Origin of the sequence: Hymenobacter sp. HSC-4F20 (assembly GCF_019599275.1) — a bacterium.
Lineage (GTDB): Bacteria > Bacteroidota > Bacteroidia > Cytophagales > Hymenobacteraceae > Hymenobacter.
Genome location: NZ_JAHZTD010000001.1, coordinates 299426 through 324067, shown reverse-complemented (window position 1 = coordinate 324067; position 24642 = coordinate 299426). Strand labels below are relative to the sequence as shown.

Genomic DNA, 24642 nt, shown 5'->3' with positions numbered 1-24642 from the left:
GCCAGTTTTTTGGTTTCTGTCTTTGCCCCCGTCACTCCCGCCATTGTGCCTGATAACGTTGCTTTCACTTCTTCTTTTTCAGATAATCGGGACACCGTCCCGGCCGAAGACCTGCTGCACGGAATATTGAACATTTCCCTGACGGGCTACGCCTTGTACCAGCCCGTTTATGGAGCCTCGGGAAAGGAAGTGCGGGATTTCACGTTTGTCTTGCTCAATCCCAAAGCCCGGCAGATTCTTAGCCTGCCTGACCTTCCTACCCAAACCTACCTCGAGCTTTACCCCCACACGCTGGAAACCGGGGTGTTTGCGTTTCATTGCCACGTATTTGCCTCAGGCCAGCCGGAGCGCTTCAGCGTAAACTACCAGGGCGACGGCCTCGACAACTACTTTCATCTTTCGGCCCAGCGGGTGGGCGACCTGCTGCTGGTAAACTTTACGGATACGGCCGAGCAGTCGCGCACGGCCGTAGAGCAGGCCCTGCGTCAAAGCCAGGCCCGTGAGCACCTGGCCCGCGCCGAGGCCGAAGCCCAGCGCAACCGCCTGCACCACCTGTTTATGCAGGCTCCGGCCATGATTACCATTTTTGAAGGCCCACAGCACGTCTTTAAGCTGGTGAACCCGCTTTACCAGGAGCTGGTCGGCGACCGGCCGCTCCTGGGCAAGCCGATCCGCGAGGCCATGCCCGAACTGGCCGATCAACCTATTTTCGACTTGCTGGACTACGTGTACCAAACGGGCGAAACTTTCCGGGCCACCGAAATGCAGGTGCAGCTCGACCATGATAATACCGGTAAACGTGGCCAGCGGTTCTACAACTTCATCTACCAGGCCAGCCGTAACCTGGCCGAAGAAATAGATGGCATTCTGGTTTTTGCCTACGATGTAACCGAGCAGGTGCAGGCCCGGCAGCGGGCGGAAGCAAGTGAGCAACAGCTGGCCTATACCAACGAAGAGCTGGCGGCTACCAACGAAGAGCTGGCAGCCACCAACGAGGAGTTGCTGACCGCCAATTTTGAAATCCTGACCAACAACTCGGAGCTGGAGCAGCGGGTAGCCGCGCGCACCCGGGAGGCCCAGCAGGCTCAGGCAGAAGCCGAACGGCAGCGGGGCCGCCTGGAGCAGCTTTTTATGCAGGCTCCCGCGGGCATCTGCATTCTGGGAGGCCCCGAGCTGGTGTTTGAGCTGGTAAATCCTGTCTACCAGCAACTATTCCCGGGGCGCGACCTGCTGGGCAAGCCCGTGCTGGAAGCCTTGCCCGAAATTGCCGACCACGCAGTATACAACACCTTCAGGTGGGTGTATAACACCGGCCAAACCCACCAGGAGCTGGGAATGCTGATTCCGCTGAACCACCCCGACGATGGCCGCCTCCAGGACCGTTACTTCAACTACATTCAGCAACCGCGCCTTGACGAAAACAGCCGTATCGACGGCGTAGTGGTGTTTGCGTATGAAGTAACCGACCTTGAGCAGGCCCGCCGAAAGCTGGAACAGAGCGAGGTGGCTTTCCGCACCCTTGCCAACGCCATTTCCAACCTTGTCTGGACAACCACCCCTTCCGGAGAGGCCGATTACTATAATGAGCAGTGGTATTCCTTTACCGGTAGCAGCCCGCAGGAGGTGCTCGGCCAGGGCTGGACTACCTATTTCCACCCGCACGACCTACTGCTGATGCTCCGGCAGTGGCACGAGGCCCTGGCTCAGGGAACTCCTTACCAGGTAGAAGCCCGCCTACGCCGGGCCGACGGAGCTTACCGCTGGTTTCTGGTACGGGCAGTTGCTATGCACGATGACCAGGGCCACATTCTGCGCTGGTTTGGCACCAACACCGACATTCATGAGCAAAAGGAAATGGCCGAGGCCTTGCAGCTAGCCACCCGTAAGCTGGCCGCCTCCAACAAAGAGCTACGCACCGCCAACGAGCAGGCGAAACAAGCCAACCGGCAACTGGAGCTGACCAACGAGCAGCTCACGCGCATCAACGACGACCTGGACAACTTTGTGTACACGGCCTCGCATGATTTGCAGCAACCCGTGCACAACATGGCCGGGGTATTCGATGAGCTAAAGCGCACGGCTACCTTCCATGACCCCGAGGCCGAGCAGCTGATGCATATGTTTGAGGATGCCCTCGGCCAGATTCAGAGCACAATTCAGGGGCTGGCCCAGGTAGTGCAGGCCGAGCGGCAAACGCAGGGCTTGCCCACGGAGGTAGTAGAGCTGCTGCCGCTTACCCAGAGCGTGCTGCAAAGCATGCGCAGTCAGATAACGGAGCAGCAGGCCCAGGTTGAGCTGGATTTCGCGGCCGTTCCGCAGCTCCTCTTTGGCCGGCTCAACCTGCAAAGCATCCTCTACAACCTGCTCAGCAACGCCCTCAAATACGCCCACCCCGACCGGCCGCCCACGGTGCTGGTTTCTACCCGCCTAACTGCCGGTGGCAGCCCCATACTGCTAGTGCAGGACAACGGCCTGGGCATGGATTTGTCGCGCTTTGGCCCCGAGCTGTTCAAGATGTTCCGCCGCTTTCACGACCACGTGCCGGGCTCCGGGCTGGGCCTGTACCTAGTCAACCGCATTGTACAGCAGGCCGGGGGCCACGTAGAAGTCAGCAGCTCCCCAGACGCTGGCACCACGTTCCGGCTGCACTTCCCTTCTTCCCTGCTTCCGACGCGGAACTTCTTCTAGCCTACCCCTGCGACCCGGAGAGCTCCCCGCCAAGCGGGGTAGTGGGGAACCGGGCCCTACTTATCGTTCAGGGGGTCGTGGCCCCAGTTCATGAGGGAGTAGCGCCAGCGGGAGGTTTCCACGTCTTGTTTATCGTGGGGGCCCTGGGCCAGGTGGCGGCTGATGTAGCTGTGCACCTTGTGCATGTGCTCCTCGTCTTCGGCGGTGAGGTCGGCCTTTTTCTTGCCCAGGATTTCAATGATTCGCTCCCCGGAGTGGCGGCCAATGCTGGTGCCGTCGCCGCTGTCCTGGCCCACCGATTTGGACTCCTCGGTTTGCAGCCACTTTTCCAGCTGGCTGGCAGTCATGTTCACGTCCTGTTTGAAGTCGGCGTAGAGGTCGTCGGGTCCGGAGGCGGAAGCGTGGGTAGCCATGGCAGGGTAGAATAGCGGGTAAGACAAGGCGGCGGATCAACTACTAGTCAGCCGGTTATACCTCAACGGCACGCGCCGCTGCTTCGTTGCCCGGGGCTGGTGCATGGGTTGGGGGTAGGGCGTTCAGCTGGTTTCTACCCGTGCCTCAAAGCCTTGGCGGCTACCCCCGGTGCTGGGCGTCGTCCTGGAAACCCTCGGGGCGGGAGCCGGCGGGCTGGCCGTTGAGCAGAAACTCGCGCATGCGGTTTACATGCTGCTTTATTTCCTCCAGCTTCTCGGCCTGCTGTACGGTCCAGGCGCCGGTGCCGTGCGAGGCCATGCTGGCCAGCAGGTTTTTGCGCTCCTCCATCATGCGCAGCGCTACCCACAAGGTTTCCTCCATAGCATCCTGGCTTTTATCCAGCAGGGCATCGGCGGTAAAGGAGTGGCCGGTGTGGCAGCGGTAGCGCAGCACGCTGCCGTGCTTCAGCTCCCAGAGGGCCCCGCCGCAGTCGGGGCAGGTAAGGGGTACCTGTTTGCCTATTTTACGAACATCTTCAATGTTTCCCACGATACGTTCAGCAATAGCAGCTTCCGTTTTCAAATCTTCAGGAATCGGCGCCGAGCCTGGGGAAGATGACTTTGGCAGCCCCACCAGCTCAATTAACACCCGGCCCATCATGTCAATGGGCAGCACATAGTCTACTTCCACGTTGCGCAGGGCACTCTCGGGCATGCTGGGGTACTCCGCATCGGCGGGGTCCTGCACCATGGCCGCACCCCCGCACCGCTTCACAAAGTCGAGGCCGGCGGTGCCGTCGTGCAGCATGCCGGTAAGCACCACACCCACCACGTTGGGCCCGTAGGCCACGGCGGCCGAGCGGAACAGGGCGTCGACGGCGGGGCGGTAGTTGTTTTCGCGCGGGCCCTTAGTTACCAGCACCTGGGTTTCCTTCACCAGCAGGTGCCGGTCGGGCGGGGCCAGGTACAGCGTGCCGGCTTGCAGGGGCTCCCGGTCGCGGGCCAGCTTGCAGTGTAGCTGGCTGTGGGCGTTTAAGCGGTCTACCAGCGGCTCCCCCGACGACTCGGGGCTCAGGTGCTGCACCACCAGCACGGCGGCGGGCAGGCTGGCGGGCAGCTGCTGCATTAACCGAACCAGGGCCGGCATGCCGCCAGCAGAAGTACCAATAACAATAACGTGGGAAGGACTGGACACAGGCGTGGAACTAGGAAGAAGAAGAAAGAGTCTGATAAGAGGCCCTCCGGCAAACACGTAGCCTACGTAGGGCTACGTAGCATGAGACTAAAGGTCTTCGTTTACACGGTGGTATTTACCAAAAACTCGCGCGTCTCCGGCCTGGGGCCGTCATATTCGCCTACATTTGACTTTGGGGCCTGCTGTGCGTAAGCAACTGGCAATCCGCCCGGACTTATCCGACTGGAGCAGGCCTTTTGCTTTACCTCATGACATTACCCATCCACCCCGATCTTCCCGAAGATCAGGACACATTTGCCACGGAAGAACTAGGCGTTGACGCGGCCGAGGACTCTGCGGACGAGCCCCGCCCCAAGGGCCGGCGCGCACCCCACCCCCAGCCGGCCGAGCGGTTTCCCATTGTAGCCCTGTGCGGCTCGGCGGGCAGCATTGAGGCCCTGGAGCGGTTTTTCACCCACCTGACGCCCCACTCGGGCATGGCCTTCGTGGTGGTGATGCACCTGATGCCCACCCAGGACGGGGGCATGGCAGAGGTGCTCCAGCGCTTTACTTCCCTGCCGGTGCAGGAGGTAGAAGACGGTATGAAGCTGCGCCCTAACCACGTGTACGTCATTCCGCCCGTCAAGGACCTGAGCCTCCTGCACGGAAGCCTGTTCCTGCTGACGCCTACCCAGGTGCCGGGCCGGCGCATGCCCATTGATTTTTTCCTGCAAAGCCTGGCCAAGGACGCCCGCGACCGGGCCGTGTGCATCATCCTTTCGGGCATGGGCACCGACGGCAGCGTGGGCCTGAAGCTGGTGATGGAAAACTTTGGGATGGTGATGGTGCAGGACCCGACTACCGCCCTCTCCGACGCCATGCCCCGGGCGGCCCTGGCCACCGAGTTCGTGGATTTTGTGCTGCCCCCCGAGCTGATGCCGGCCAAGCTGCTGGAGTACATGGAGCGCCCCTCCCTGGCCCGCCCCCTGCGCGCCGACGCCAAGGAATCGGCCACGAAGCCGGCCCACGCCCTCCAGAAAATATTTCTGCTGATTCGGCAGCAAACCGGCCACGATTTCAGCTACTACAAGCGCAACACCGTGTTCCGGCGCATTGAGCGGCGCATGAACTCCCACCAAATCAAGGAGTTTACTACCTACGTGCGCTACCTGCAGGAAAACCCCCACGAGGTAGAGCAGCTATTCAAGGAGCTGCTGATTGGCGTCACGAAGTTTTTCCGCGACGCCGACGCTTACGACAGCCTCAAATTCCATCTGCGGCCCATTATTCAGGCCAAGGAAGTAGACAGCACCATCCGGGTGTGGGCGCCGGGCTGCTCTACCGGCGAGGAAGCCTACTCCCTGGCCATGACCCTGCTGGAGCTTCTCGACGAGATAAGCCCCAGCCGCTACCTCAAGCTCCAGCTTTTTGCCACCGATATTTCGGTGGAGGGCGTGGAGTTTGCCCGCAACGGCGTTTACTCCGAAAACATTACCGGCGACGTGAACCCCGAGCGGCTGCGGCGCTTTTTTCACAAGCTCGATGGCCAGTACCAGATCCGGAAGGAAGTGCGCGACGTGGTGGTGTTTGCCCTGCACGACATCAACAAGGACGCGCCCTTCACCAAGCTGGATTTGCTTTGCTGCCGCAACCTGCTGATTTACCTTTCGGCCGAGCTGCAGAAAAACCTGATGCCGGTGTTTCACTACGCCATCAACCCCGGCGGCCTGCTGTTCCTGGGGCCCAGCGAGAACATCACCTCGTTCCAGGAACTGTTTCAGCCCCTGGACGTGAAGTGGAAGATTTCGCGCCGCACCGAAACGGTGGCTTCCGTGCCCCGCCTGACTAATTTTCCCTTTGCCATGTCGCGCCAGAACCCGTCGGCCCCGCATCCCTCGGTTGCACTGTCAACTACCACCATTGCCCGCCGCGACAATGCTCCTTTTGCTATCGAGGTGCACAAGCTCCTGCTGACTACCTATGCCCCGCCGGCGGTAGTCATCAACCCCAAAGGGGAAATTCTGTACGTGAACGGGCGCACCGGCAAGTACCTGGAGCCCGCTCCCGGCCTGAGCGGCATGAACCTCTTCGACATGGCCCGCGAAGACCTGAGCTTTGAGCTGAACGGGGCCGTGCACCGCACCATCCAGACCCGCGAAACGGTGGTGCTGGACAATGTGCAGGTAAAAACCGAGGCCGGCCAGCAGCTGCTGCGCCTCACGGTGAAGTACCTGGAGGAGCCCGAGTCCCTGGCCGGCCTGCTGCTGGTAGCTTTCGAAGACCAGCCCACCTCGCGCAAGGTGCGCCTGGGCAAGCTCCCCAGCGGCAACCTGAACCGCGACGAGGTAGTTACGGCCCTGGACAAGGAGCTGCAATACACCAAGCACCGCCTCCAGACCACCATTGAGGAAATGGAAAGCTCCCTGGAAGAGCTGAAAAGCACCAACGAGGAACTGCAAAGCACCAACGAGGAGCTGCAAAGCACCAACGAGGAGGCCATGACCAACAAGGAGGAGATGCAGAGCCTGAACGAGGAACTGATGACCCTGAACATGCAGTACCTGGCCAAAACCGAGGAGCTGGCCCAGACGGCCAACGACATGAAAAACCTCCTCGACGCCACCGAAATTGCTATTATCTTCCTGGATAATAACATGAACGTGAAGCGGTTTACGCCGTCGGTGGCGCGCATTATCCACTTGCTACCCACCGATGTGGGCCGCCCCATCAGCCACTTTGCCTCCACCCTGCGCTACGACTACCTCCTGCGCGACGTGCGCCAGGTGCTCGATCGGCTTACCACCGTGGAAACCAACATTCAGGCTACCTCCGGCGAGTGGTACTCCATGCGCGTTCTGCCCTACCGCACCCTCGATAACTACATCAAAGGGGTGGTTATCACCTTCTCCGAAATTACGGCCCTGAAAAAGCTGGAAAACCAGCTGCAAGCCGGCGCCCTGATGGCCGCCAGCCTCCAGGAAACTATGCGCCAGCCCGTGCTGGCCCTTGATGACGACCTGCGCATTGCCTTTGCCAACCTCTCCTTTGCTCAACTGCTGGGGGCCACTACCAGCGCCGAGCTGCTGGGCGCCTCGCTTACAACCGTTGGCCAGGGCGCCCTTAACCGGGCCGAGCTGCTGGAACCCTTATGGCTGCTGCTAAGCCACGACCCCGGCGCCAACGAGTTCAGCAACCTGCACCTGGACGTGGAGGTGCCCGGCCGGAGCCCCGTCCGCCTGCGGCTTTACGCCCGCCGCCTGCTGTATGAAGGCCAGCCGACCGGCCGCGTGCTGCTGGGGGTTGAGGCCCTGGATGAGGACGTAGCCCGGCTGTAGCGCCTCGCTCGGCCGGCAGGCCTTCCGTGTAACTGTTGGGGTAGCGGGACAACCTTTCGGCGGCCCCGCCTGGCAGGTAGTCAGCTGTCTTTCTCTGTTTTTTTTCTTCTGTATGAGCACATCAGAAAACGGCTCTACCCCTTCCCGAGGCCTCAACCCGCATCGGGTATTGCTGGAGCTGAAAGCCCGGGCCGAGCAGCGGCAGCGCGTGACGGCCACCCTCCCGCCCGACACGCCCGCTACCGTGCAACAGCTGGTGCAGGACCTACAGATACACCAGATTGAGCTGGAAATGCAGTACGAGGAGCTGCTGCTGGCCCAGGCCGCCGCCGAAGCCAGCCGGGCCCAGTACGAAGACCTCTACGAGCTGGCCCCGGTAGGCTATTGCACGGTGGGCCCCACGGGCATAATTGAGCAGCTCAACCTGCGCGCCAGCCAGCTGCTGGGCCTGCCCCGCCAGCAGGTGCTGGGCCGCCGCCTGGCCCTGTTTGTAGCGCCGGCTGACCGGCAGGCGTTTGGCGATTATCTGGAGCAGGTAGCCCTCAGCCGCCAGCCCCAGGTTACGGCCATGCGGCTGCTTCCGCCCAATGGCCCGCCCTTGCAGGTCCGGCTGGAGGGCGCGGCCCACAACCCCGACGAAGAACCCGCGCTTATCCGCCTGGCCCTTACCGACATAACCGAGCAGTACCAGACCCGCCGGGCCCTGGAGCTCAGCGAAAAGCGCTTCCGCACCCTTTTCGAGAAAAGCGAGGACGGCATGCTGCTCATGCGCGACAACCGCTTCGTGGACTGCAACGAGGCCACCCTGAACCTGCTGGGCCTGTCCGACAAGCGCGACCTGCTGGGCAAACACGCCGCGGCCTTCTCCCCGGAGCGGCAGCCCAACGGACGATTTTCAGTAGTGCAGGCCAATGCCTACTGGTCGGAAGCCCTGCGCCGGGGCCACTGCCGCTTTGAGTGGTGCCGCCTGCGGCCCAGCGGCGAGGAGTTCTGGGAAGACATCCTGCTCACGGCCATTCCCGACCCGGAGGAGGGTGGCCACCTGGTACACGCTTCCTGGCGCGACATTACGGAGGAGAAGCGGGCTGCCACTCGCATCCGGGAAAGCGAGGAACGGCTGAAAATGGCCCTCAATGCCTCCGAAACCGGCGTCTGGACCATTGACTACGGCACCAACCTGGTCCACTGGGACACCCGCTCCCAGCACATCTTCGGGCGGCCCTATAGCCCCAACCCGGCTCCCTTCCAGGTAGTGCAGGAAGCCGTTCACCCCGAGGACCTGGCCGCGGTGGCGGCCGCCTTGCAGCGCTCCGCCAAGGAATACGCGCCCTTCGACCTGGAGCACCGCATTCTGTGGCCCGATGGCACGGTGCGCTACGTATCGGCGGTGGGCAAGGTGGTGCGTGCCACCTCGGCGGGCCATGCTGACCAGTTTGTGGGCCTGATGCGCGACATTACCGAGCGCATGGAAGCCGAGGAAGAGCTGCACTACAAAAACCAATTGCTGGAGCACATTCTGGCCCACCTGCCCGTTATCCTGACCCGCCTCGGCCCCGATGGCACCTGCCTGGAGCTGGTGGGCCAGGGGCTGCGCCGGCTTGAGCTGCACAATAACGAGCTGGTAGGGCACAGCGTGTTTGGGGTGTTTCCTTCCCTTACCGAGCCCACGCAGCGCCTGCTGGCCGGCGAGGCCGTTTCCTTCGTGGATGTGGCCGAGCACAACGGGCAGGAGCTGTACTTCCAGAACTACGGTTTCTATGACGCCCAGCGCCAGCAAGCCATTCTGTTTGCCATTGATATTACCGAGCTGGAACAAGGCCGCACGCAGCTACGAGCGGAAAAGGAGTTTACCCAGGGCCTGCTCAACAACACCATCGACTGCGTAGTGGCCCTGGATCAGGAGCTGCTTATTACTTCCTGGAACTCCCGCATGGTAGCCCTGGCCGGGGTGCCGGAGGCTGAGGCCCTGGGGCGCCCGTTTACGGAGGTGCACCCCAGCCTGGGCGCTATTCCGGAGGTAGTAGCCCACATCAGGCGGGCCCTGGCCGGCGAGGCTACCGAGCTGATCAACTGGAGCGGCCCCAGCGGCCTGCTGGTGCTGGACCTGAACTTTGTGCCCCTGCGCTCCCAGGAAAAAGTAACCGGCGTGCTGGTGGTAGGCCGCGACGTAACGGAGCGAAACGCCCTGCAGGCCGAGGCCACCCGCATGAAGCTGCGGCAGCAGCAGGAGGTGCTTTCCGCCATCCTGACTACCCAGGAGGAGGAACGCCGTACTATCTCCGAGAGCCTGCACAACGGCGTGGGCCAGCTGCTCTACGCCACCCGCCTCACCCTGGACAACCTGCCCCCCTCCGAGCAGGTAAGCACCAGCCAGCGCCTGCTGGCCGAAGCCATCCGGGCCACCCGCGACATCTCCTTCGAGCTGACCCCCAGTATTCTGGAAGACTTTGGGCTGGAGCTGGCGCTGCGGGAGCTGGTCAAGCGCATACCAACGCAGTCCTTAACCATAGACCTGAATCTGTCCGGCCTGGACCGCTCCTTGCCGCTGCCCCTGGAAGTAACGGTGTACCGCAGCGTGCAAGAACTGCTCAACAACGTGATGAAGCACGCCCAGGCGCAGGAAGTGTTTGTACAAGTGGCCCGCGAAGACGGGGTGCTGCACGTGAGCGTAGAAGACGATGGGGTGGGCATGGCGGCTACGGCCTCCCCCGAGCGCCCCAGCGGAATTGGCCTGTCGGGCATCCGGAGCCGGGTGGGGCTGCTGGGCGGAACCTTCACCGTGCAGTCTCAGCCCGGGCGCGGCACCAGCATCACGCTTACCTTTTCCGTTGAGAAGTAAGCCGGGCGCGGCCGAAAGCAGCGTATTTTCCGGCCATGAACCGCTTTGACCGAATTACGGCTATTCTGGTGCAGCTCCAGGCCCGCCGCGTGGTAAAGGCCCAGGACCTGGCCACCCGCTACGGCGTGAGCCTGCGCACCGTGTACCGCGACCTGCGCACTCTGGAAGAAGCCGGCGTGCCCTTGTGCGGCGAAGCGGGGGTAGGCTACTGCCTGGCCGAGGGCTACCGCCTGCCGCCCGTGATGTTCAGCCGCGAAGAAGCCCTGGCCCTGCTCACGGCTGAAAAGCTGGCCCACCGGCTCACCGACCCGCACACGGCCCAGCTCAGCAGCGCCGCCATGGACAAGCTCCGGGCCGTGCTCCGCCGCCCGGACCGGGACTACGTGGAGGAGCTGAGCCCGCGCATCACCATTCTGCCGCCCCGCCACCAGCGCACCCCGGCCGTTCCGGACCCGCCCGCCAACCTGCACCAGCCCCTGCTTGCCAGCATTGCCCAGCGCCAGGTGGTAGCCCTGGAGTACCGCGCCGGCTACCACGGCACCCCCACCCGCCGCGACGTGGAGCCCATTGGCATCTACTTCGGGCTCTACTGGCACGTAGTGGCGTTCTGCCGCCTGCGCCAGGAGTTCCGCGACTTCCGCCTCGACCGGATTGCCGGCCTGCACCTGCGCGAGGAACACTTCGAGCCCCGCCCCGATACCCTGCAAACTTACTGGGCTCAGGAAGCCCAGCGCCGCCAGACTTACGCGGCCGTGGTGCGCTTCGGCCCCGAGGCCCTCCCCCACGTGGAGGAAAACAAGCATCATTTCGGGTGGGCCCACGAGCAGCCCCTCCCCGATGGCGGGCGCGAAGTCACGTTTCTGGCCTGCAACCTCGAGTATCTGGCCCGCTGGCTCCTGCTCTTTGCCGGGCAGGCCACCATTGTGTCGCCGCCGGAGCTGCGGGAGCAGGTGCGCGAGCTGGTAGGCCAGGCCCACGCGTATTTCGGCTAAAGCACAGGGTTTTTCAGGCCGGTTATTTTCTGAAAATTTTCTGCTCCCCTCCTGACATAGGGCTGTCAGGAGGGGCCGCTAGGTTTGAAGTATCATTCACCACACTTCAACCTTACCCATGGAAGCTACCCTGCTTGCCCCCCTACCCCAGGCCCTTCTCCCCGAGCTGCAGCACGAGCTGGAATTAACCCGCCGCGTGCTGGAGCGCGCCCCCGTAGCGCAGTTTTCCTGGCAGCCGCATCCCAAGTCCATGACGCTGGGCGTCCTGGTTTCGCACGTCGTCGACCTGATTGGGGGCATTGCCAACACCTTCCAGACAGACGAGCTGGATTTGAGCAGCTACGATGAGCTGGCCCCGGCCCCGCCCGCCAGCACCGCCGAGCTGTTGCAGCGCCTCCAGGAAAACGGCGCGGCAGCCTGCGCGGCCCTCACGGCTGCTACCCCCGAAACCTTCGAGCAAATCTGGACGATGCGCTACCACGCGCAAATCATCATGCGCCTGACCCGGGCTGAGGTAGTGCGCCACCTCATCAACCACTGCGTGCATCACCGCGGCCAGCTCTCGGTGTACCTGCGCCTGCTCGATGTACCCGTGCCCAGCATCTACGGTCCCTCCGCCGACGAGGAATACCAGGCCTAACGCGCTACCCCCGCGCCACTCATCAACCAACAGCAACAGCCCCTACTACTGCTAAGGTGGTAGGGGCTGTTGTAAACACACAAAACCGGGGGCTTACTTTTCGCTGGGCTTGGCTTGCTGGTGCAGGTTGGCGGCTACCAGGTCATCGGGGATGACGTTGCTGATGGCCACCTGCACTTTGTTCATAAACCCGGAAACAATCTTGTCTTTGCCGGCTTTCAGGGCCTCGTAGCCGTCTTTAGCTACTTCGGCGGGGTCGGCGCGGTGGCCTTCCTTCACCAACTTAGCCTCGGTCATATCGGCTTTGTTGAAGAAGTCGGTATCGGTAACGCCGGGCAGCAGGGCCGTAATAGTGACGTTGGTTTCCTTGGTTTCCTCCCGGATGGCCTCCGTAAACGAGGTGATGAAGGCCTTGGTGCCGTGGTACACCGACTGTAGCGGCCCCGGCAGCTCGCCCCCAATGGAGGACACCTGCAGAATCTTGCCTTCGTTGCGGGCTACCATTTCCTGCAGGAATTTCTTGGTGAGCACTACGTAGGCGCCAATATTGAGCTGAATGATATCCAACTCCCGGTTGATGTCGGTTTCCACGAATTCGCCGTACTGGCCCTGGCCGGCGTTGTTTACCAGCACGCTTACCTGAATGCCTTTGGCCTTCACGGCCTCGTACACTTCAAAGGGCGCTTCGCTGCGGAACAGGTCTTTGGCAATGGTTTCTACTTCTACCCCGTAGTGCTGGCGCAGCTCGGCGGCGGTATTTTGCAGCTCCTGCTCATTGCGGGCTACTAAGATGAGGTTGTAGTGGTCCTGAGCGAACAGTTTGGCCAGCTCATAGCCAATGCCGCTGGTGGCGCCCGTTATCAGGGCGTATTGTTGAGAGGTAGTCATAGCCGTAGATGGTTGGTTGATGAGGTCGTGCTTTTCTTACGCCCTCCGGCGCTGGCAGTTAGCAATTCTCCCGATTATGTACCTACCCGCCGTATGCCGAGCGCCTCCGCAAGAGAAAATCCGGGTTTTCCCGAAAACAAAATCCGTGAAAACCTCGGAGCGAAAGGGCAGCCGGGCCCGTTTAGGTATCTGTCTGGCTGGGGTGCCCATCGTGCTCAGCCTGCTTGCCTTTTCTTTCTCTGCTATGCACACACTTCTCCCTCTACTTCCCTCCTCTCTGCAGCTTCACCTTGTCCCGGCCGGCCGGCGGCTGGATTTTATTACGGCCAGCGGCAGCTTTGCCTACGTGTACCGCCGCTGCTGTCCCCAGGACTGGCAGTGTGTGGCCAACAACGCCCGCAGCCCCTTCCTGGACACGAGCCACCTGGCCCCTGAGGCAGCGCCCGAGTACCTGATTCTTTTCCGTGATGCAGCCGGCACTACGGTGGGCGCAACGTCGGTGGTGCAGGCCCACCCTAGTGGGTTGCCCGCCCGCCCTAGCTGGATTAGCCTGTAGAGCAGTGCGCGTAATAGGCTACCGGAGCGGCCGCGCGCTACCCGAAAGCGCTGCTCCACTCCGGTTGCTACGGGCGAGCCGGTTCTCGCCGATAGCACGCGCCGTACCTGCCCAGCTTGCTGCCGGGTAAGCCGGGTAGTAGCCTGGTAGCGCTCCTGCTGCACGGGGAGCCCGTACACCCCAGTGGCAGGTGGCTTGCCGCGGGCGGGGCAATGCGGGAAATTCCGGACGTTACTTGTTGCGCGCGGCGCAGCATTACTCAGCACGTTGGGGCAGCCAATAGTAGCTTCTCCGGTATGCGGCCATTGCAGCTGGGGCTGCACGGTTTTGGCGCAGAGCCGCTGGTGCAGATGATGGCCGACTCGGGGCTGAAAAGCTCCGCCAGAATGCGCCGCCTTGCCCAGCGCGGCCCAGGAGTATAAGCACTGTTGCTTCAGGCCGAAACCCACTCCAACACCGTACCGCGGCAGTCCCGCACGGGAGAACTTGCGCTGGCCTACCGGCCGGACCGGCGCCAAACCGGCCAGCCTCACCTACCCAGCCTCGCAGGAGCATAACATTCGGGGGCGACCCGGGTTAACGGGGAATACACTTTCCCGTATGCACACCGATATACTAATTATTGGGGCCGGCGCGGCCGGCCTGCTGGCGGCCCGCACCCTTGCCCGCGCCGGGCGTCAGGTAGTGCTAATAGAAGGCCGCAACCGTCTGGGAGGACGCATCCATACCTCCACGGACGGGGGCTTTTCCTACCCCATGGAAGGCGGGGCCGAGTTTCTGCACGGCGAGGTACCGCTCACCCGCCAGCTGCTGCAGGAAGCGGGCATTGCCTGCCACGACACGGCCGGCCTCAACTACGAGGTAGCCGACGGCCAGGCCCAGCCCGCCGAGAGCTTTTTCGATGACATGCCCCTGCTCCTGGAGAAGCTGCACGCACTGTCGGAGGATAAGGTGCTGGCCGATTTTCTGGACCAGTACTTTTCGGGCGATGCGCACCGGGCTATGCGCGAGCAAGTGACGCGCTTTGCCGAGGGCTACGATGCGGCCGATGCCCAGCGGGTAAGCGCCTTTGCCCTGCGCGACGAGTGGAGCGGCAACGGCGCCGAGGACTCGCCGCGGCCCGAAGGAGGCTACTCCCGCCTGATGGAGTGGCTGGCCCAGGAGGCTCAGCAAGCCGGGGCCCAGCTTCTGCTGAATACGATTGTAGAGGAAATTCGGTGGCAGCCAGGAAGCGTGCACTGCCGCTGCGCCAACGGCTCGGCGCTAACGGCGGCCCGCGCCTTGCTTACCGTGCCCCTGGGCGTTTGGCAGGCCGAGCGCGGACAGCCGGGCTACCTGGCCTTGGAGCCCGAACTACCCAAGCACCGCGCCGCTGCGCGCGCCCTGGGTTTCGGGCCGGTTATTAAGGTGCTGCTGGAATTCGATACGCCCCTCTGGCAAGAGGCCACGGTCGCCCTGACTCAGCCACTTCCTGAGCTCGGGTTTCTGTTCTCCGATGCGCCTATTCCTACCTGGTGGAGCCAGCTGCCCGACCCGCGCCCGGTGCTGACGGGCTGGCTGGCCGGCCCGGCGGCGCATCAACGCCGCCTTACGCCGGAAGCCGATTTGCTCCGGGAAGCGCTAAGCTCGCTGGCCTACCTGCTCGGTACTACCCCCGAGTTCCTACGCAAGCAGCTGCGGGCTCACCGCATTGTTAACTGGGCCGCCGACCCATTGGCGGGTGGGGCCTACGCCTACGCTACGCTGGACGCGGCCACTCACCGCGCTACCCTGAGCAGCTCCGTAGCGGGTACCCTGTTTATAGCCGGCGAGGGGGTCTACGACGGTCCGCACATCGGAACGGTGGAGGCTGCTTTTGCCAGCGGGGCCGAAGCCGCCCGGCAGTTGTTGCAGTAGCTACCCCCTACGTACGCCACAGGCCCGCCATCCGAAGAAGGCGGGCCTGTGGCAAACAAAGCGAATCGGCTCTGGTACCTACCGGCGGTACGAATCGTTGCGGTGCGCAGCTTCCCAGCGGGCACGCTCCTGGGCCGTTACCCGGTGGTTCTTGTCGTAGCCGTAGTTGAAGTCCCGGTCGCGGCGCTCGTCGCGGCGGCCGTCATTGCCCCGGTAATCATTCCGACGGTCGTCGTTGCCGCGGTAGTCGTCCCGGCGGTTGTTGCGTTGGGCAGCTTCCCAACGGGCTTTCTCCGCGGGCGTTACGCGGTGTTTTTTGTCGTAGCCGTAGTTAGAGTTCCGGTCGTCACGGTCGTTGTACTCTTTGCGGCGCTTGTCGTCATCGTAGCGGGTAGGCGCAGGAGCAGCAAAGGAAGCCGTAGACGAGAGCAGCACCATGGCAGTAGCGAAGGAAAGCAGGGCAGTTTTCATAAGGTTGGAAAAAAGAAAGTGGTGGAGAATAAGCCGGTACTCGAAACTCAGGCAGGTAGCCCGGGTAGCAGTAGCCGGTACTGGCCTGGGTAATGGCAAGCCAGATGCCGCGTTTGGTTTTGGCAGTGCTAGGCGCTGCTTTACTCTGCTAAGCCCCCAAATTTCACCCTCAATCGGCTTAAACTATCCGCTGTTTCTTTTTTGCTTTTTCTGAATTGCCCTTTCCGCCTACCCCGGCTACTAGCGTAAACCCCACAAAAAAGCGGGGGAGCTACGGCCGCCAAACCTGCTCCCCCGCTGATGCTGCCTTGTGGGCAGCCAGCTTGTTGCCGCTTACAGCAGCCCTACCCCGGCGCCGGCCAGCTCCGTGCGCACCGCTTCCGGCCAGATGCTTACCTGTACCTGCCCGATGTGGGCTTTGCGCAGCATAAACATGCACACTCGGCTCTGGCCAATGCCCCCGCCGATGCTCTGGGGCAGCTCATCTTTCAGGAGGCGGGCATGGAAGGAAAGCTCCTGCCGGTCTTCGCAGCCGCGCAGGGCCAGCTGGCGCACCATGGCCTGCTTATCTACCCGGATGCCCATCGACGATACCTCGAAGGAGGTTTGCAGCACCGGGTGCCACAGCAGAATGTCGCCGTTGAGGCCGCGCTGACCGTCCGCCGTCTCGGTGCTCCAGTCGTCGTAGTCGGGGGCGCGGCCGTCGTGGGGCTCGCCGTGGCTTAGCTCGTGGCCAATGCCCATCAGGAACACGGCGCCGTACTGCTTTGTCACCTCATGTTCGCGCTCCTTGGGCGTCAGGGTGGGGTAGTGCTTTAGCAGGTCCTCGGCGTAGAGGAAAGTAATTTTCTCGGGCAGAACGGGGGCAATTTCGGGATACTCCGCCGCCACGCGGGCTTCGGTGGTTTTCAGCGCGTCATAGATGCGCTCCACGGTGGCCTTCAGAAACTCGGGCGTACGCTGCTCGGGGCGAATGTGCTTTTCCCAATCCCACTGGTCTACATAAATAGAGTGAATGGGCGAGTAGTCTTCGTCGGGGCGCAGGGCGCGCATGTCGGTTAGCAGCCCGCGGCCGGCCTCAATGCCCAGCTCTTGCAGGCGCACCCGCTTCCACTTGGCTAGGGAGTGCACTACCACGGCGCGCTGCTCAGCCAGGGCTTTGATGGGGAAGCCCACGGGGCGCTCCACGCCGTTCAGGTCGTCGTTGATGCCGGTACCATCCAGCACAGCAATTGGGGATGATACCTTGCTGAGCTGCAGCTGGGCGCTAAGCTCCTTGGCGAAAACTTCCTTTACAAAGCTGATGGCTTCTTCGGTTTTTAATAATTCCTGCGCGGTCATGGCAAGTAATATGTAGGGTTTTTGGAAAGGTTTTTATTTTCAAAAAGGCACACGAATTCCCCTCTCCCCTGCGGGATTTTTTGCGGAATTCAGAAATTACTTGTGCACAAAAATTACGGTTTGTTACCGGCCGTTTCACGTGCAAGGCCAGCTCCGTAGGCACAAAAAAAGCCTTCCGGTTGCGGAAGGCTTTAACAGAAAATCAATTACTGATTTTTCATTTCTCCAAAGGAGCAATAGCCTTCCAGTCTCGAATAGGATTATTATTCGAGTTATTATTCTGGAGGTTATTGCGGAAATGACGCATGTGAGTGGTCAAATTTTCGTCAGGTGTAGTGCAAGTATAGAAGGCGTTATTTATTTATCCTAATTAATTCTCTAAATATTTTTTCAGCAGAGTAAAATACCCACCTATCAGGCGCCATTTAGCGCATCGCGCACTTCCCGCACCGCTTGCACCACGGATAGCGGCACGGGAGCTTCGGGTTGCAGCAGCTTAAGCAGGCGCAGGTACTTGGCGCGGCCTTCACTGCGCATGAGCGGGGGCACCTCGTACACAAACACTTTAAAGGGCTCCACCTTTTGCACCCCAATCAGCAGAAACCGGTCGGCCTGCAGGGCATCAGCGTAAAAGGCTGCCTGCCGGTCGTAGTCGTACTGGGTGCACTGCTCCACAAAGTGGTTATAGTCGCGGGCCATGGTGGTTTTAAAGTCCACGATGGTGTAGGGCTGGCCGGGCTGGTCTACCACCAAATCGGCCCGCAGCTTACAGAGTGTACCGGTAACCGGCTCCGTGAAAATGCAGCTTGGCTCGGGCGTGCCGGCTTCCAGCAAGGCATTTACTTCGGGCTGTAGTTTTACCCCGTCCACCATCCACCAGATAAGCGTATCGTTGATGCCGGGCTGACCGGGCTGGTAGAGGTCGGGCTCCAGGATGGCCGTATGAAAAGCCGTACCCAACCCCAGGGCCCCGCCTACCGAATCGTGGGGGCGCGGCGGGCGGCCGTTCAGGGCGTCGCGCAGGCGGGAAAGGTCGGAGTTGGCAATGGCCGGCAGGGCGCGGTAATCGTCGTAGGGGATGCGCAGCAGATCGGGGCGCACGGGGGTAGTGGAGGAATTCGTCACGCAAAAAGAACAACGGAGCCCACAAAAAGGCTCCGGAAAGGAACAAAGCAGGTTTTGGATGAGGGAGTATAGGTATTTTTGCCCAGATTCTCTTCCGGCAAGCCTCACGCACCGTCGGGCCGGGGTCCAAACCTGCCCCCAGCAGCCGACAGGCTCCTTCCGGCCGTTGGTGGCCAGGAAGGGCCTGCGGGGCTATGGTCGTAAGTATAGCAGCGGGGTTGCGTAGCCGGGAGCCTACCTTGGGCGAAGGGGCTTTGGCGCTTTACTCAGTGCCCTTCGGCGGTGCTGGGCCGGGCATCATCCGTTTACCTCGCTTTGCTCCCTCACCTTTTGCGGGCAATGACGCGGGCGGGGGCACCATCGGCTCCCTGAATCTTCAGGGGCAGGCAAATCAGGTCGTACTCGCCCGCCGGGGCGTGCTGCAGGGCCAGCCCTTCGATAATGCTGATGCCGGCTTGCAGCAGAATATTGTGGGTATCGGCAGGGCCCACCGACAGGTAATCGACACCCACGCACACTACCCCCCGCTCGCGCAGCAACTCAGCCGCATCGGCCCGCACCCGCACAAACTCGGGGTCGAAGGGCGCAGTAGCCCACTCACGGCGCGAGTTGCGGGTTTTGAACAGCACCCGGCTGCCTTTTGCCAGGGGCAGGTGTTCGATTTCCGGCCGGGTAATAAACTTGGGGTCCTCGATTTCCACCAGCAGGGCCGGCCCCATCAGCGTAGCTAAGTCGAGCTGGGTTACGTCGGGGCCATCGGCCAGGAAATGCAGGGGCGCATCTACGTGGGTGGCAGTGTGGACGCTCAAGCTCATCTCCGTGACGTTGGCCGGGTCGCCGGCGGCAATGCTCAGCGTCTTTTTAATGTGCACCGGCGCATTATCGGGCCAGTAGGCCATGCCGTCGGAAATGGGGGTAGTGAGGTCGAGCCAATCCATAGGGGTAGCAGATAGGATGATGAGAAGCTGGCCGCTTACTTTTCCTCGCGGGGCTGCAGCAGCTTGGCAATGAGGCCGGTCCAGCCGGTTTGGTGACTGGCCCCGAGGCCCTGGCCGGTGTCGCCGTGGAAATACTCGTGGAAGAGCAGGTAGTCACGGAAGTGCGGGTCGGTCTGGAGCTGCTTGTCGGGTCCGAAGCAGGGGCGCTGGCCGTTGGCATCGCGCAGAAACAGCCGGGTAAGTCGATCTGTGAGGGCCTGAGAAATTTCGAGCAGGGTGCTGTACTGGCCCGAGCCGGTGGGGTATTCTACCTTGAAATCGGGGCCGTAGTAGTGGTAGAAGCGTTGCAGGGATTCGACCAGCAGAAAGTTCATGGGCATCCAGACGGGGCCGCGCCAGTTGCTGTTGCCCCCGAACAGAGAGGTAGTCGACTCGCCGGGCTGGTAATCCACGATGGCCTTTTCGTCGTCGTCGAGCGCAAACACAAACGGGTGGCGCAGGTGGTAGCGCGAGAGGGCCCGCACGCCGTAATCTGACAGAAACTCCGCCTCATCGAGGGCGCGGCGCAGCAGCAGCTTCATGCGGTGGCCGCGCAGCAGGGAAAGCAGATGGCTCTGGCCCTTGCCCGGCTCCTGCCACCGCGACACCATGGCCGCGAGCTGGGGCCGGTGGTCGAGAAACCAGTTGAGACGGTACACAAAGCGGGGCATTTGCTGAAGCGTATCCTCGTCGAGCACTTCCACGGCAAACAGCGGAATCAGGCCCACAATGGAGCGCACGCGCAGGGGTAGGCGGCCGTGCTCGGGCGTGTTCAGCACGTCGTAGTAGAAGCCATCTTCCTCGTCCCACATATCAATTTTCTCGTCGGCCATGTTGGTCATGGCCTCGGCGATGTAGAGGAAGTGCTCGAAGAACTTGCTGGCCATGTCCTGGTAGACAGGGTTGGTTTTGGCCAGCTCCAGGGCCATGCGCATCATGTTCAGGGCAAACATGGCCATCCAGGCCGTGCCGTCGGCCTGCTCAATAAAGTCGCCCTCGGGCAGGGGCGCGCTTCTATCAAACACGCCAATGTTATCGAGGCCCAGGAAGCCACCCTCGAACACGTTGCGGTTGTTGCGGTCCTTGCGGTTGACCCACCAGGTAAAGTTGAGCAGCAGGCGGTGGAATACGCTTTCCAGAAAGGGGGTGTCGCCGTGGCCGCCGCGCTGCTTGCGGTCCATTTTGTACACGCGCCAGGTGGCCCAGGCGTGTACGGGCGGGTTCACGTCTTCCAGCTTCCACTCGTAGGCCGGCAATTGCCCGTTGGGGTGCATGTACCAGTCCTGGCAGAGAAGCTGCAGCTGATTTTTGGCAAAATCCACATCGACCAGGGCCAGCGGAATGCAGTGAAAAGCCAGGTCCCAGGCCGCGTACCAAGGGTACTCCCACTTGTCGGGCATCGAGATGATGTCGGCGTTGTTGAGGTGGGACCAGGTGTGGTTGCGGCTGTGCAGGCGGGTAGCAGGTGGCGGCGGCGAGGCCGGGTCGCCTTTTAGCCATTCGGCCACGTCGTAATAATAGAACTGCTTGCTCCAGAGCATGCCGGCCAGGGCCTGGCGCTGCACGTTGCGGGCATCGGGGCTACTGAGGCCGGTTTGCAGATGCTCGTAGAACTCATCGGCTTCGGCTTTGCGCTGCTGGAGCAGGGCGGCAAAATCGGCAAAGGCATCCGGCAGGCCCGGGGCGGCCAGCCGCAGCCGCACCTGCCGGCTTTCCCCGGCTGGCACCATCAGCAGGTAGTGCGCGGCGGCCCGGGTGCCCTCCCCGGCTGGGTTAAGGGCCGCCTGCTGGCCGCGGAGAAGGTAGTCGTTGATGCCGTCCTTGCAGTACGGGCTCGTATTCGCGCAGCCGTACACGCGCTGCTTGTTGGTTTCATTGTCGCAGAACAGCAGGTCGGGGCGCTGGCCGGCGGGCTGGTCGCAGTAGAGCTGCAGGTCGGGCAGCTTGCGGTGCTCCACCCGGATGTGGCCAGTTTCCGTGGCGCTGAGCTGGGGCTTGTAGTCATCGTAGCCCCAGGCCCAGGTGTTTCGGAACCACACATGGGGTAGCACGTGCAAAGGAGCCGCCTCGGGGCCACGGTTGTGCACGGTGATACAGAGCAGAATGTCCTCGGGGCCGGCTTTGGCGTACTCCAGGAAGATGTCGAAGTACCGGTTTTCCCGAAACACAGCGGTATCCAGCAGCTCGAACTCCGGCTTATGGCGGTTGCGGCGGGCATTTTCCTGCACCAGCCACTCGTAGGGGTAGGCGTGCTGCGGATACTTGTAGAGCATGCGCATGTAGGAGTGGGTAGGCGTGCTGTCGAGGTAGTAGTACAGCTCCTTCACATCCTCGCCGTGGTTTCCCTCCGGTCCGCTGAGCCCAAACAGCCGCTCCTTGATAATAGCATCTTGCCCATTCCAGAAAGCCGGGGCCAGGCAGAGCAGCTGCTGACTGTCGCAGATGCCGCCAATGGCGTCTTCGCCCCAGCGGTAGGCCAGGCTGCGGGCCATGTCGTGGGTAGTATAGGTCCAGGGTTGGCTATCGGCGGAGTAATCCTCGCGCACCGTGCCCCACTGCCGCTCCGATACGTAGGGCCCGAAGCGGTGCCACGCCTCCTTTCCTTCCTGGGCCTGCTGCTGCCGTTGTTGTTCCTGGGTCATACGGGTTAACGGCCCGCGGCGGGGTAGTACAGCGCGCCGCGGGCCCGTAGAGGTAGCTACTCAACTCTGAACAACCGATGAAACGCCGAAATGACTTTTCCTTCGGTGCCTCCGCAGGAGGAGAGGTTAGCCATTATCGGCGAAGCCGGGGTAGAGCGTCATGCCGCCGTCGGCGAAGATGGTGGTGCCCGTCACGTAGTCGGCTTCATCCGAGGCCAGCCACACCGCCACGTCTCCAATATCCTGCGGCTCGCCGATGCGGCCGTACGGAATCAGCGTCAGCAGCTTTTCGGCGGCTTCGGGGGTTTCCCAGGCTTCGTGGTTGATAGGCGTTTTGATGGCGCCGGGCCCGATGCTATTTACCCGAATTTTGTGCGGGGCCAGCTCCTGAGCCATGCTTTTCATCAGCTGCATGATGCCGCCCTTGCTGGTAGCGTAGTTGACGTGGCCGGCCCACGGAATTACCTCGTGTACCGAGCTCATGCAGATAATTTTGCCCGTGGCCTTGGAGACGTCGGGCTGGGGGCCGCGGCGCACAAACTCGCGGGCGGCTTCGCGCGCGCACAGGAACTGGCCAGTCAGGTTCACGTCAATCACCTTCTGCCACTTTTCCAGGGTCATTTCCAGGAAGGTAGAGTCCTGCTGAATCCCGGAGTTGTTGACCAGGATGTGCAGGGTCTGGAATTGCTCCCGAATCTGGTCGAACATGGCCAGCACCTCGTCTTCCTTGCTGACATCGGCCTTAATAGCCACGGCTTTCCCGCCTTTTTCCGTAATAGCGGCCACCACTTCCTGCGCTTCCTCGGCGCTGTGGGCATAGTTGACGATTACGGTGGCTCCTTCGGCGGCCATAGCTTTGGCTACGCCGGCCCCGATGCCGGAGCTACCACCCGTGACAAGGGCAATCTGGTGTTGAAGACGCTGGAAGGAAGAAGAATCCGCCATATCGTGTACAGAAAAAGAAGTCAGTGGAACACTCTCCTTCTAGACTGGCAAACCGCTTGTTTAGTTACATGAATGTGCGGCAAAGCCGGTGAGCCTCAGCTACTAACCCTTGCGCTTGCTACCCCTTTAGCAGACCTGAACGATTGAAAACCAGTGCAGTATCTTCTGCCCCGCCTCCTGGTTCAGGACCCAGGCTTTCTTTGCTTCCGGCCTGCGGGGGGCTGTCTGATGCCTTTGGTCGGTTGGGCAGCGTATACAGTAGTGGGGCCGGGGCTTACCCGAAAAAAGGATCGGGGCCGTTTGCACTAACAAACGTTCGTTTAGCGTTGATTTAAATGGTACCTTGCCACCTCCGCTCCTACCCTTCCGTTCCCACTCATGCTGTTCAACCCTGAAATGGAATGCCTGCCGCGCCCCCAGCTGCGGGCCTTGCAGAATAAGCGCCTGAAAGAGCAGGTGCAGTACGTGTATCAGCGCGTGCCTTTCTACCAGCAGAAGCTCGATCGGCTGGGCATCAATCCGGCTACGTTTCGGGGGCTGGAAGAACTGCCCAAGCTGGGCTTCACCAAGAAAGCCGACTTTCGCGATACGTACCCGTTCGGCTTGTTTGCCGTGCCCCAAACGGAGGTAGCGCGCCTGCACTGCTCCAGCGGCACAACGGGCAAAGCCACGGTAGTGGGCTACACGGCCGAGGACTTGCAGACCTTCGCGGAGCTGGTGGCCCGCTCCCTGGCCGCGGCCGGCTGCCGACCAGGTATGAAAGTGCAGAATGCCTACGGCTACGGCCTGTTTACGGGCGGCTTGGGCATTCACTACGGCGCCGAAAAGCTGGGCCTCACGGTTATTCCGGTTTCGGGGGGTAGCACCGACCGGCAACTGCAGCTGCTGCAGGATTTTCGGCCGGAAATCATCTGCGCTACCCCTTCCTACGCCCAGGTGCTGGCCGAGGAAATCCAGCGGCGCAACATTCCGCTTGAGGCCCTCAACCTGCGCTACGCCGTGCTGGGAGCCGAACCCTGGAGCGAAGCCATCCGGAGCCAGGTGCAGCAGGGCCTGCGCGTGCAGGCCACCAACATTTACGGGCTGAGCGAAATTATGGGGCCGGGCGTCTCGCAGGAGGATGTGGACGAGCGGGGCACCGGCAGCTACATCTGGGAAGACCACTTCTACCCCGAAGTAGTGGACAAGGACACCGGCGAGCCGGTAGCCGAGGGCGAAGCCGGTGTGCTGGTGCTTACTACCCTCACCAAAAGAGCCATGCCCATTCTGCGCTACTGGACCGGCGACATTACCCACCTCACCTACGAGCACTCCGAGAAGCGCACCCACGTAAAGATGGGTCCTATCCGGGGCCGCGCCGATGATATGCTCATCATCCGCGGCGTCAACTTCTTCCCGACTCAGGTAGAAGACATTATCAGCTCCCTCGACCACGTGAGTCCTTATTACCAGGTAGTTGCCTCGCGCCGGGGTAGCCTGGATGAGGTAGAAGTACACGTGGAAATCGAGGAAGCACTGATGCGCCAGCTAGGCTTGGATGCGCTGTCGGATGAGGTAGTGCAGCAGCACGAGTGTCTCCAGCACCTGAGGGGCATGTTTGCCAAGAAAATCAAGGATACGATTGGGCTGAGCATGAAAGTGACCCTGCTGGGCTTCGGGCAGTTGCCGCGCAGCGAAGGGGGTAAACTGAGCCGGGTCAAAGATTTACGCAACCTTTAGG

Annotated in this window: 18 protein-coding genes; 9 read left to right on the top strand and 9 right to left on the bottom strand. The window is 61.8% G+C overall.

The features are described from left to right. The first annotated feature begins 45 nt into the window (after window positions 1-45). Complete coding sequence (locus tag K3G63_RS01410) at window positions 46-2688, top strand: PAS domain-containing protein (protein WP_220612312.1); 2643 nt, start codon at window positions 46-48, stop codon at window positions 2686-2688. A gap of 56 nt (window positions 2689-2744) precedes the next feature. Here the strand turns inward: K3G63_RS01410 and K3G63_RS01405 are convergent, their stop codons facing one another. Both K3G63_RS01405 and K3G63_RS01400 read right to left on the bottom strand, forming a co-directional pair. Further along, window positions 2745-3101 carry a DUF3140 domain-containing protein gene (locus tag K3G63_RS01405; protein WP_220612311.1) on the bottom strand — a complete coding sequence of 119 codons (357 nt, stop codon included), beginning with the start codon at window positions 3099-3101 and terminating at the stop codon, window positions 2745-2747. A 160-nt stretch (window positions 3102-3261) separates the two neighbouring features. Next, a complete protein-coding gene (locus K3G63_RS01400; protein WP_220612310.1) occupies window positions 3262-4296 on the bottom strand; it encodes a chemotaxis protein CheB in 1035 nt (344 codons plus the stop codon). 248 nt (window positions 4297-4544) lie between these two features. Between K3G63_RS01400 and K3G63_RS01395 the strand changes: the two genes are divergently transcribed. From K3G63_RS01395 to K3G63_RS01380, 4 genes are all read left to right on the top strand, one after another. Continuing rightward, complete coding sequence (locus K3G63_RS01395; protein ID WP_220612309.1) at window positions 4545-7610, top strand: chemotaxis protein CheB; 3066 nt, start codon at window positions 4545-4547, stop codon at window positions 7608-7610. A gap of 112 nt (window positions 7611-7722) precedes the next feature. Beyond that, window positions 7723-10449 (top strand): PAS domain S-box protein, encoded by a 2727-nt coding sequence (locus tag K3G63_RS01390; RefSeq protein WP_220612308.1) that lies wholly within the window; start codon window positions 7723-7725, stop codon window positions 10447-10449. 35 nt (window positions 10450-10484) lie between these two features. After that, a complete protein-coding gene (locus K3G63_RS01385) occupies window positions 10485-11441 on the top strand; it encodes a YafY family protein (protein ID WP_220612307.1) in 957 nt (318 codons plus the stop codon). A 118-nt stretch (window positions 11442-11559) separates the two neighbouring features. Continuing rightward, window positions 11560-12081 carry a DinB family protein gene (locus K3G63_RS01380; protein WP_220612306.1) on the top strand — a complete coding sequence of 174 codons (522 nt, stop codon included), beginning with the start codon at window positions 11560-11562 and terminating at the stop codon, window positions 12079-12081. Between the two features lie 93 nt (window positions 12082-12174). On the opposite strand, the gene K3G63_RS01375 is transcribed toward K3G63_RS01380, so the two are convergent. Further along, complete coding sequence (locus K3G63_RS01375) at window positions 12175-12969, bottom strand: SDR family oxidoreductase (RefSeq protein WP_220612305.1); 795 nt, start codon at window positions 12967-12969, stop codon at window positions 12175-12177. Between the two features lie 244 nt (window positions 12970-13213). Here K3G63_RS01375 and K3G63_RS01370 point away from each other — a divergent pair, with 244 nt between their 5' ends. The 3 genes from K3G63_RS01370 to K3G63_RS01365 all read left to right on the top strand — a co-directional run bounded on the left by K3G63_RS01370 (window position 13214) and on the right by K3G63_RS01365 (window position 15421). Further along, a complete protein-coding gene (locus tag K3G63_RS01370; RefSeq protein WP_220612304.1) occupies window positions 13214-13525 on the top strand; it encodes a hypothetical protein in 312 nt (103 codons plus the stop codon). Between the two features lie 296 nt (window positions 13526-13821). Then, complete coding sequence (locus K3G63_RS22675; protein WP_259404227.1) at window positions 13822-13947, top strand: hypothetical protein; 126 nt, start codon at window positions 13822-13824, stop codon at window positions 13945-13947. Window positions 13948-14125: 178 nt separating this feature from the next. Further along, entirely contained in the window at window positions 14126-15421 is a 1296-nt protein-coding gene (locus K3G63_RS01365) for an NAD(P)/FAD-dependent oxidoreductase (protein WP_220612303.1), read from the top strand. 78 nt (window positions 15422-15499) lie between these two features. On the opposite strand, the gene K3G63_RS01360 is transcribed toward K3G63_RS01365, so the two are convergent. From K3G63_RS01360 to K3G63_RS01335, 6 genes are all read right to left on the bottom strand, one after another. Continuing rightward, window positions 15500-15892, bottom strand: coding sequence for a hypothetical protein (locus K3G63_RS01360; protein WP_220612302.1), 393 nt, complete (start codon window positions 15890-15892; stop codon window positions 15500-15502). Between the two features lie 333 nt (window positions 15893-16225). Continuing rightward, complete coding sequence (gene asnA, locus K3G63_RS01355; protein ID WP_220612301.1) at window positions 16226-17233, bottom strand: aspartate--ammonia ligase; 1008 nt, start codon at window positions 17231-17233, stop codon at window positions 16226-16228. A 414-nt stretch (window positions 17234-17647) separates the two neighbouring features. Continuing rightward, the gene (locus K3G63_RS23005; RefSeq protein WP_220612300.1) at window positions 17648-18358 is read right to left on the bottom strand and encodes a PD-(D/E)XK nuclease-like domain-containing protein; all 711 of its coding nucleotides are present in this window, start codon (window positions 18356-18358) and stop codon (window positions 17648-17650) included. Window positions 18359-18681: 323 nt separating this feature from the next. Continuing rightward, window positions 18682-19296 carry a cyclase family protein gene (locus K3G63_RS01345; protein ID WP_220612299.1) on the bottom strand — a complete coding sequence of 205 codons (615 nt, stop codon included), beginning with the start codon at window positions 19294-19296 and terminating at the stop codon, window positions 18682-18684. Between the two features lie 35 nt (window positions 19297-19331). Next, on the bottom strand, window positions 19332-21977 hold the full coding sequence (locus K3G63_RS01340) for an MGH1-like glycoside hydrolase domain-containing protein (RefSeq protein ID WP_220612298.1): 2646 nt from the start codon (window positions 21975-21977) through the stop codon (window positions 19332-19334). Between the two features lie 126 nt (window positions 21978-22103). Further along, a complete protein-coding gene (locus K3G63_RS01335) occupies window positions 22104-22922 on the bottom strand; it encodes an SDR family oxidoreductase (protein WP_220612297.1) in 819 nt (272 codons plus the stop codon). 378 nt (window positions 22923-23300) lie between these two features. On the opposite strand from K3G63_RS01335, the gene K3G63_RS01330 reads away from it, so the two are divergent. Next, the gene (locus tag K3G63_RS01330) at window positions 23301-24641 is read left to right on the top strand and encodes a phenylacetate--CoA ligase family protein (RefSeq protein ID WP_220612296.1); all 1341 of its coding nucleotides are present in this window, start codon (window positions 23301-23303) and stop codon (window positions 24639-24641) included. Window position 24642 lies beyond the last annotated feature (1 nt).

What these genes read in the sequence shown, in the direction of transcription:
- K3G63_RS01405 (WP_220612311.1), bottom strand. Translation starts at nt 3,101, where the DNA reads ATGGCTACCCACGCTTCCGCCTCCGGACCCGACGACCTCTACGCCGAC.
- K3G63_RS01395 (WP_220612309.1), top strand. Translation starts at nt 4,545, where the DNA reads ATGACATTACCCATCCACCCCGATCTTCCCGAAGATCAGGACACATTT.
- K3G63_RS01390 (WP_220612308.1), top strand. Translation starts at nt 7,723, where the DNA reads ATGAGCACATCAGAAAACGGCTCTACCCCTTCCCGAGGCCTCAACCCG.
- K3G63_RS01385 (WP_220612307.1), top strand. Translation starts at nt 10,485, where the DNA reads ATGAACCGCTTTGACCGAATTACGGCTATTCTGGTGCAGCTCCAGGCC.
- K3G63_RS01380 (WP_220612306.1), top strand. Translation starts at nt 11,560, where the DNA reads ATGGAAGCTACCCTGCTTGCCCCCCTACCCCAGGCCCTTCTCCCCGAG.
- K3G63_RS01375 (WP_220612305.1), bottom strand. Translation starts at nt 12,969, where the DNA reads ATGACTACCTCTCAACAATACGCCCTGATAACGGGCGCCACCAGCGGC.
- K3G63_RS01370 (WP_220612304.1), top strand. Translation starts at nt 13,214, where the DNA reads ATGCACACACTTCTCCCTCTACTTCCCTCCTCTCTGCAGCTTCACCTT.
- K3G63_RS22675 (WP_259404227.1), top strand. Translation starts at nt 13,822, where the DNA reads ATGCGGCCATTGCAGCTGGGGCTGCACGGTTTTGGCGCAGAGCCGCTG.
- K3G63_RS01365 (WP_220612303.1), top strand. Translation starts at nt 14,126, where the DNA reads ATGCACACCGATATACTAATTATTGGGGCCGGCGCGGCCGGCCTGCTG.
- K3G63_RS01360 (WP_220612302.1), bottom strand. Translation starts at nt 15,892, where the DNA reads ATGAAAACTGCCCTGCTTTCCTTCGCTACTGCCATGGTGCTGCTCTCG.
- asnA (WP_220612301.1), bottom strand. Translation starts at nt 17,233, where the DNA reads ATGACCGCGCAGGAATTATTAAAAACCGAAGAAGCCATCAGCTTTGTA.
- K3G63_RS01345 (WP_220612299.1), bottom strand. Translation starts at nt 19,296, where the DNA reads ATGGATTGGCTCGACCTCACTACCCCCATTTCCGACGGCATGGCCTAC.
- K3G63_RS01340 (WP_220612298.1), bottom strand. Translation starts at nt 21,977, where the DNA reads ATGACCCAGGAACAACAACGGCAGCAGCAGGCCCAGGAAGGAAAGGAG.
- K3G63_RS01335 (WP_220612297.1), bottom strand. Translation starts at nt 22,922, where the DNA reads ATGGCGGATTCTTCTTCCTTCCAGCGTCTTCAACACCAGATTGCCCTT.
- K3G63_RS01330 (WP_220612296.1), top strand. Translation starts at nt 23,301, where the DNA reads ATGCTGTTCAACCCTGAAATGGAATGCCTGCCGCGCCCCCAGCTGCGG.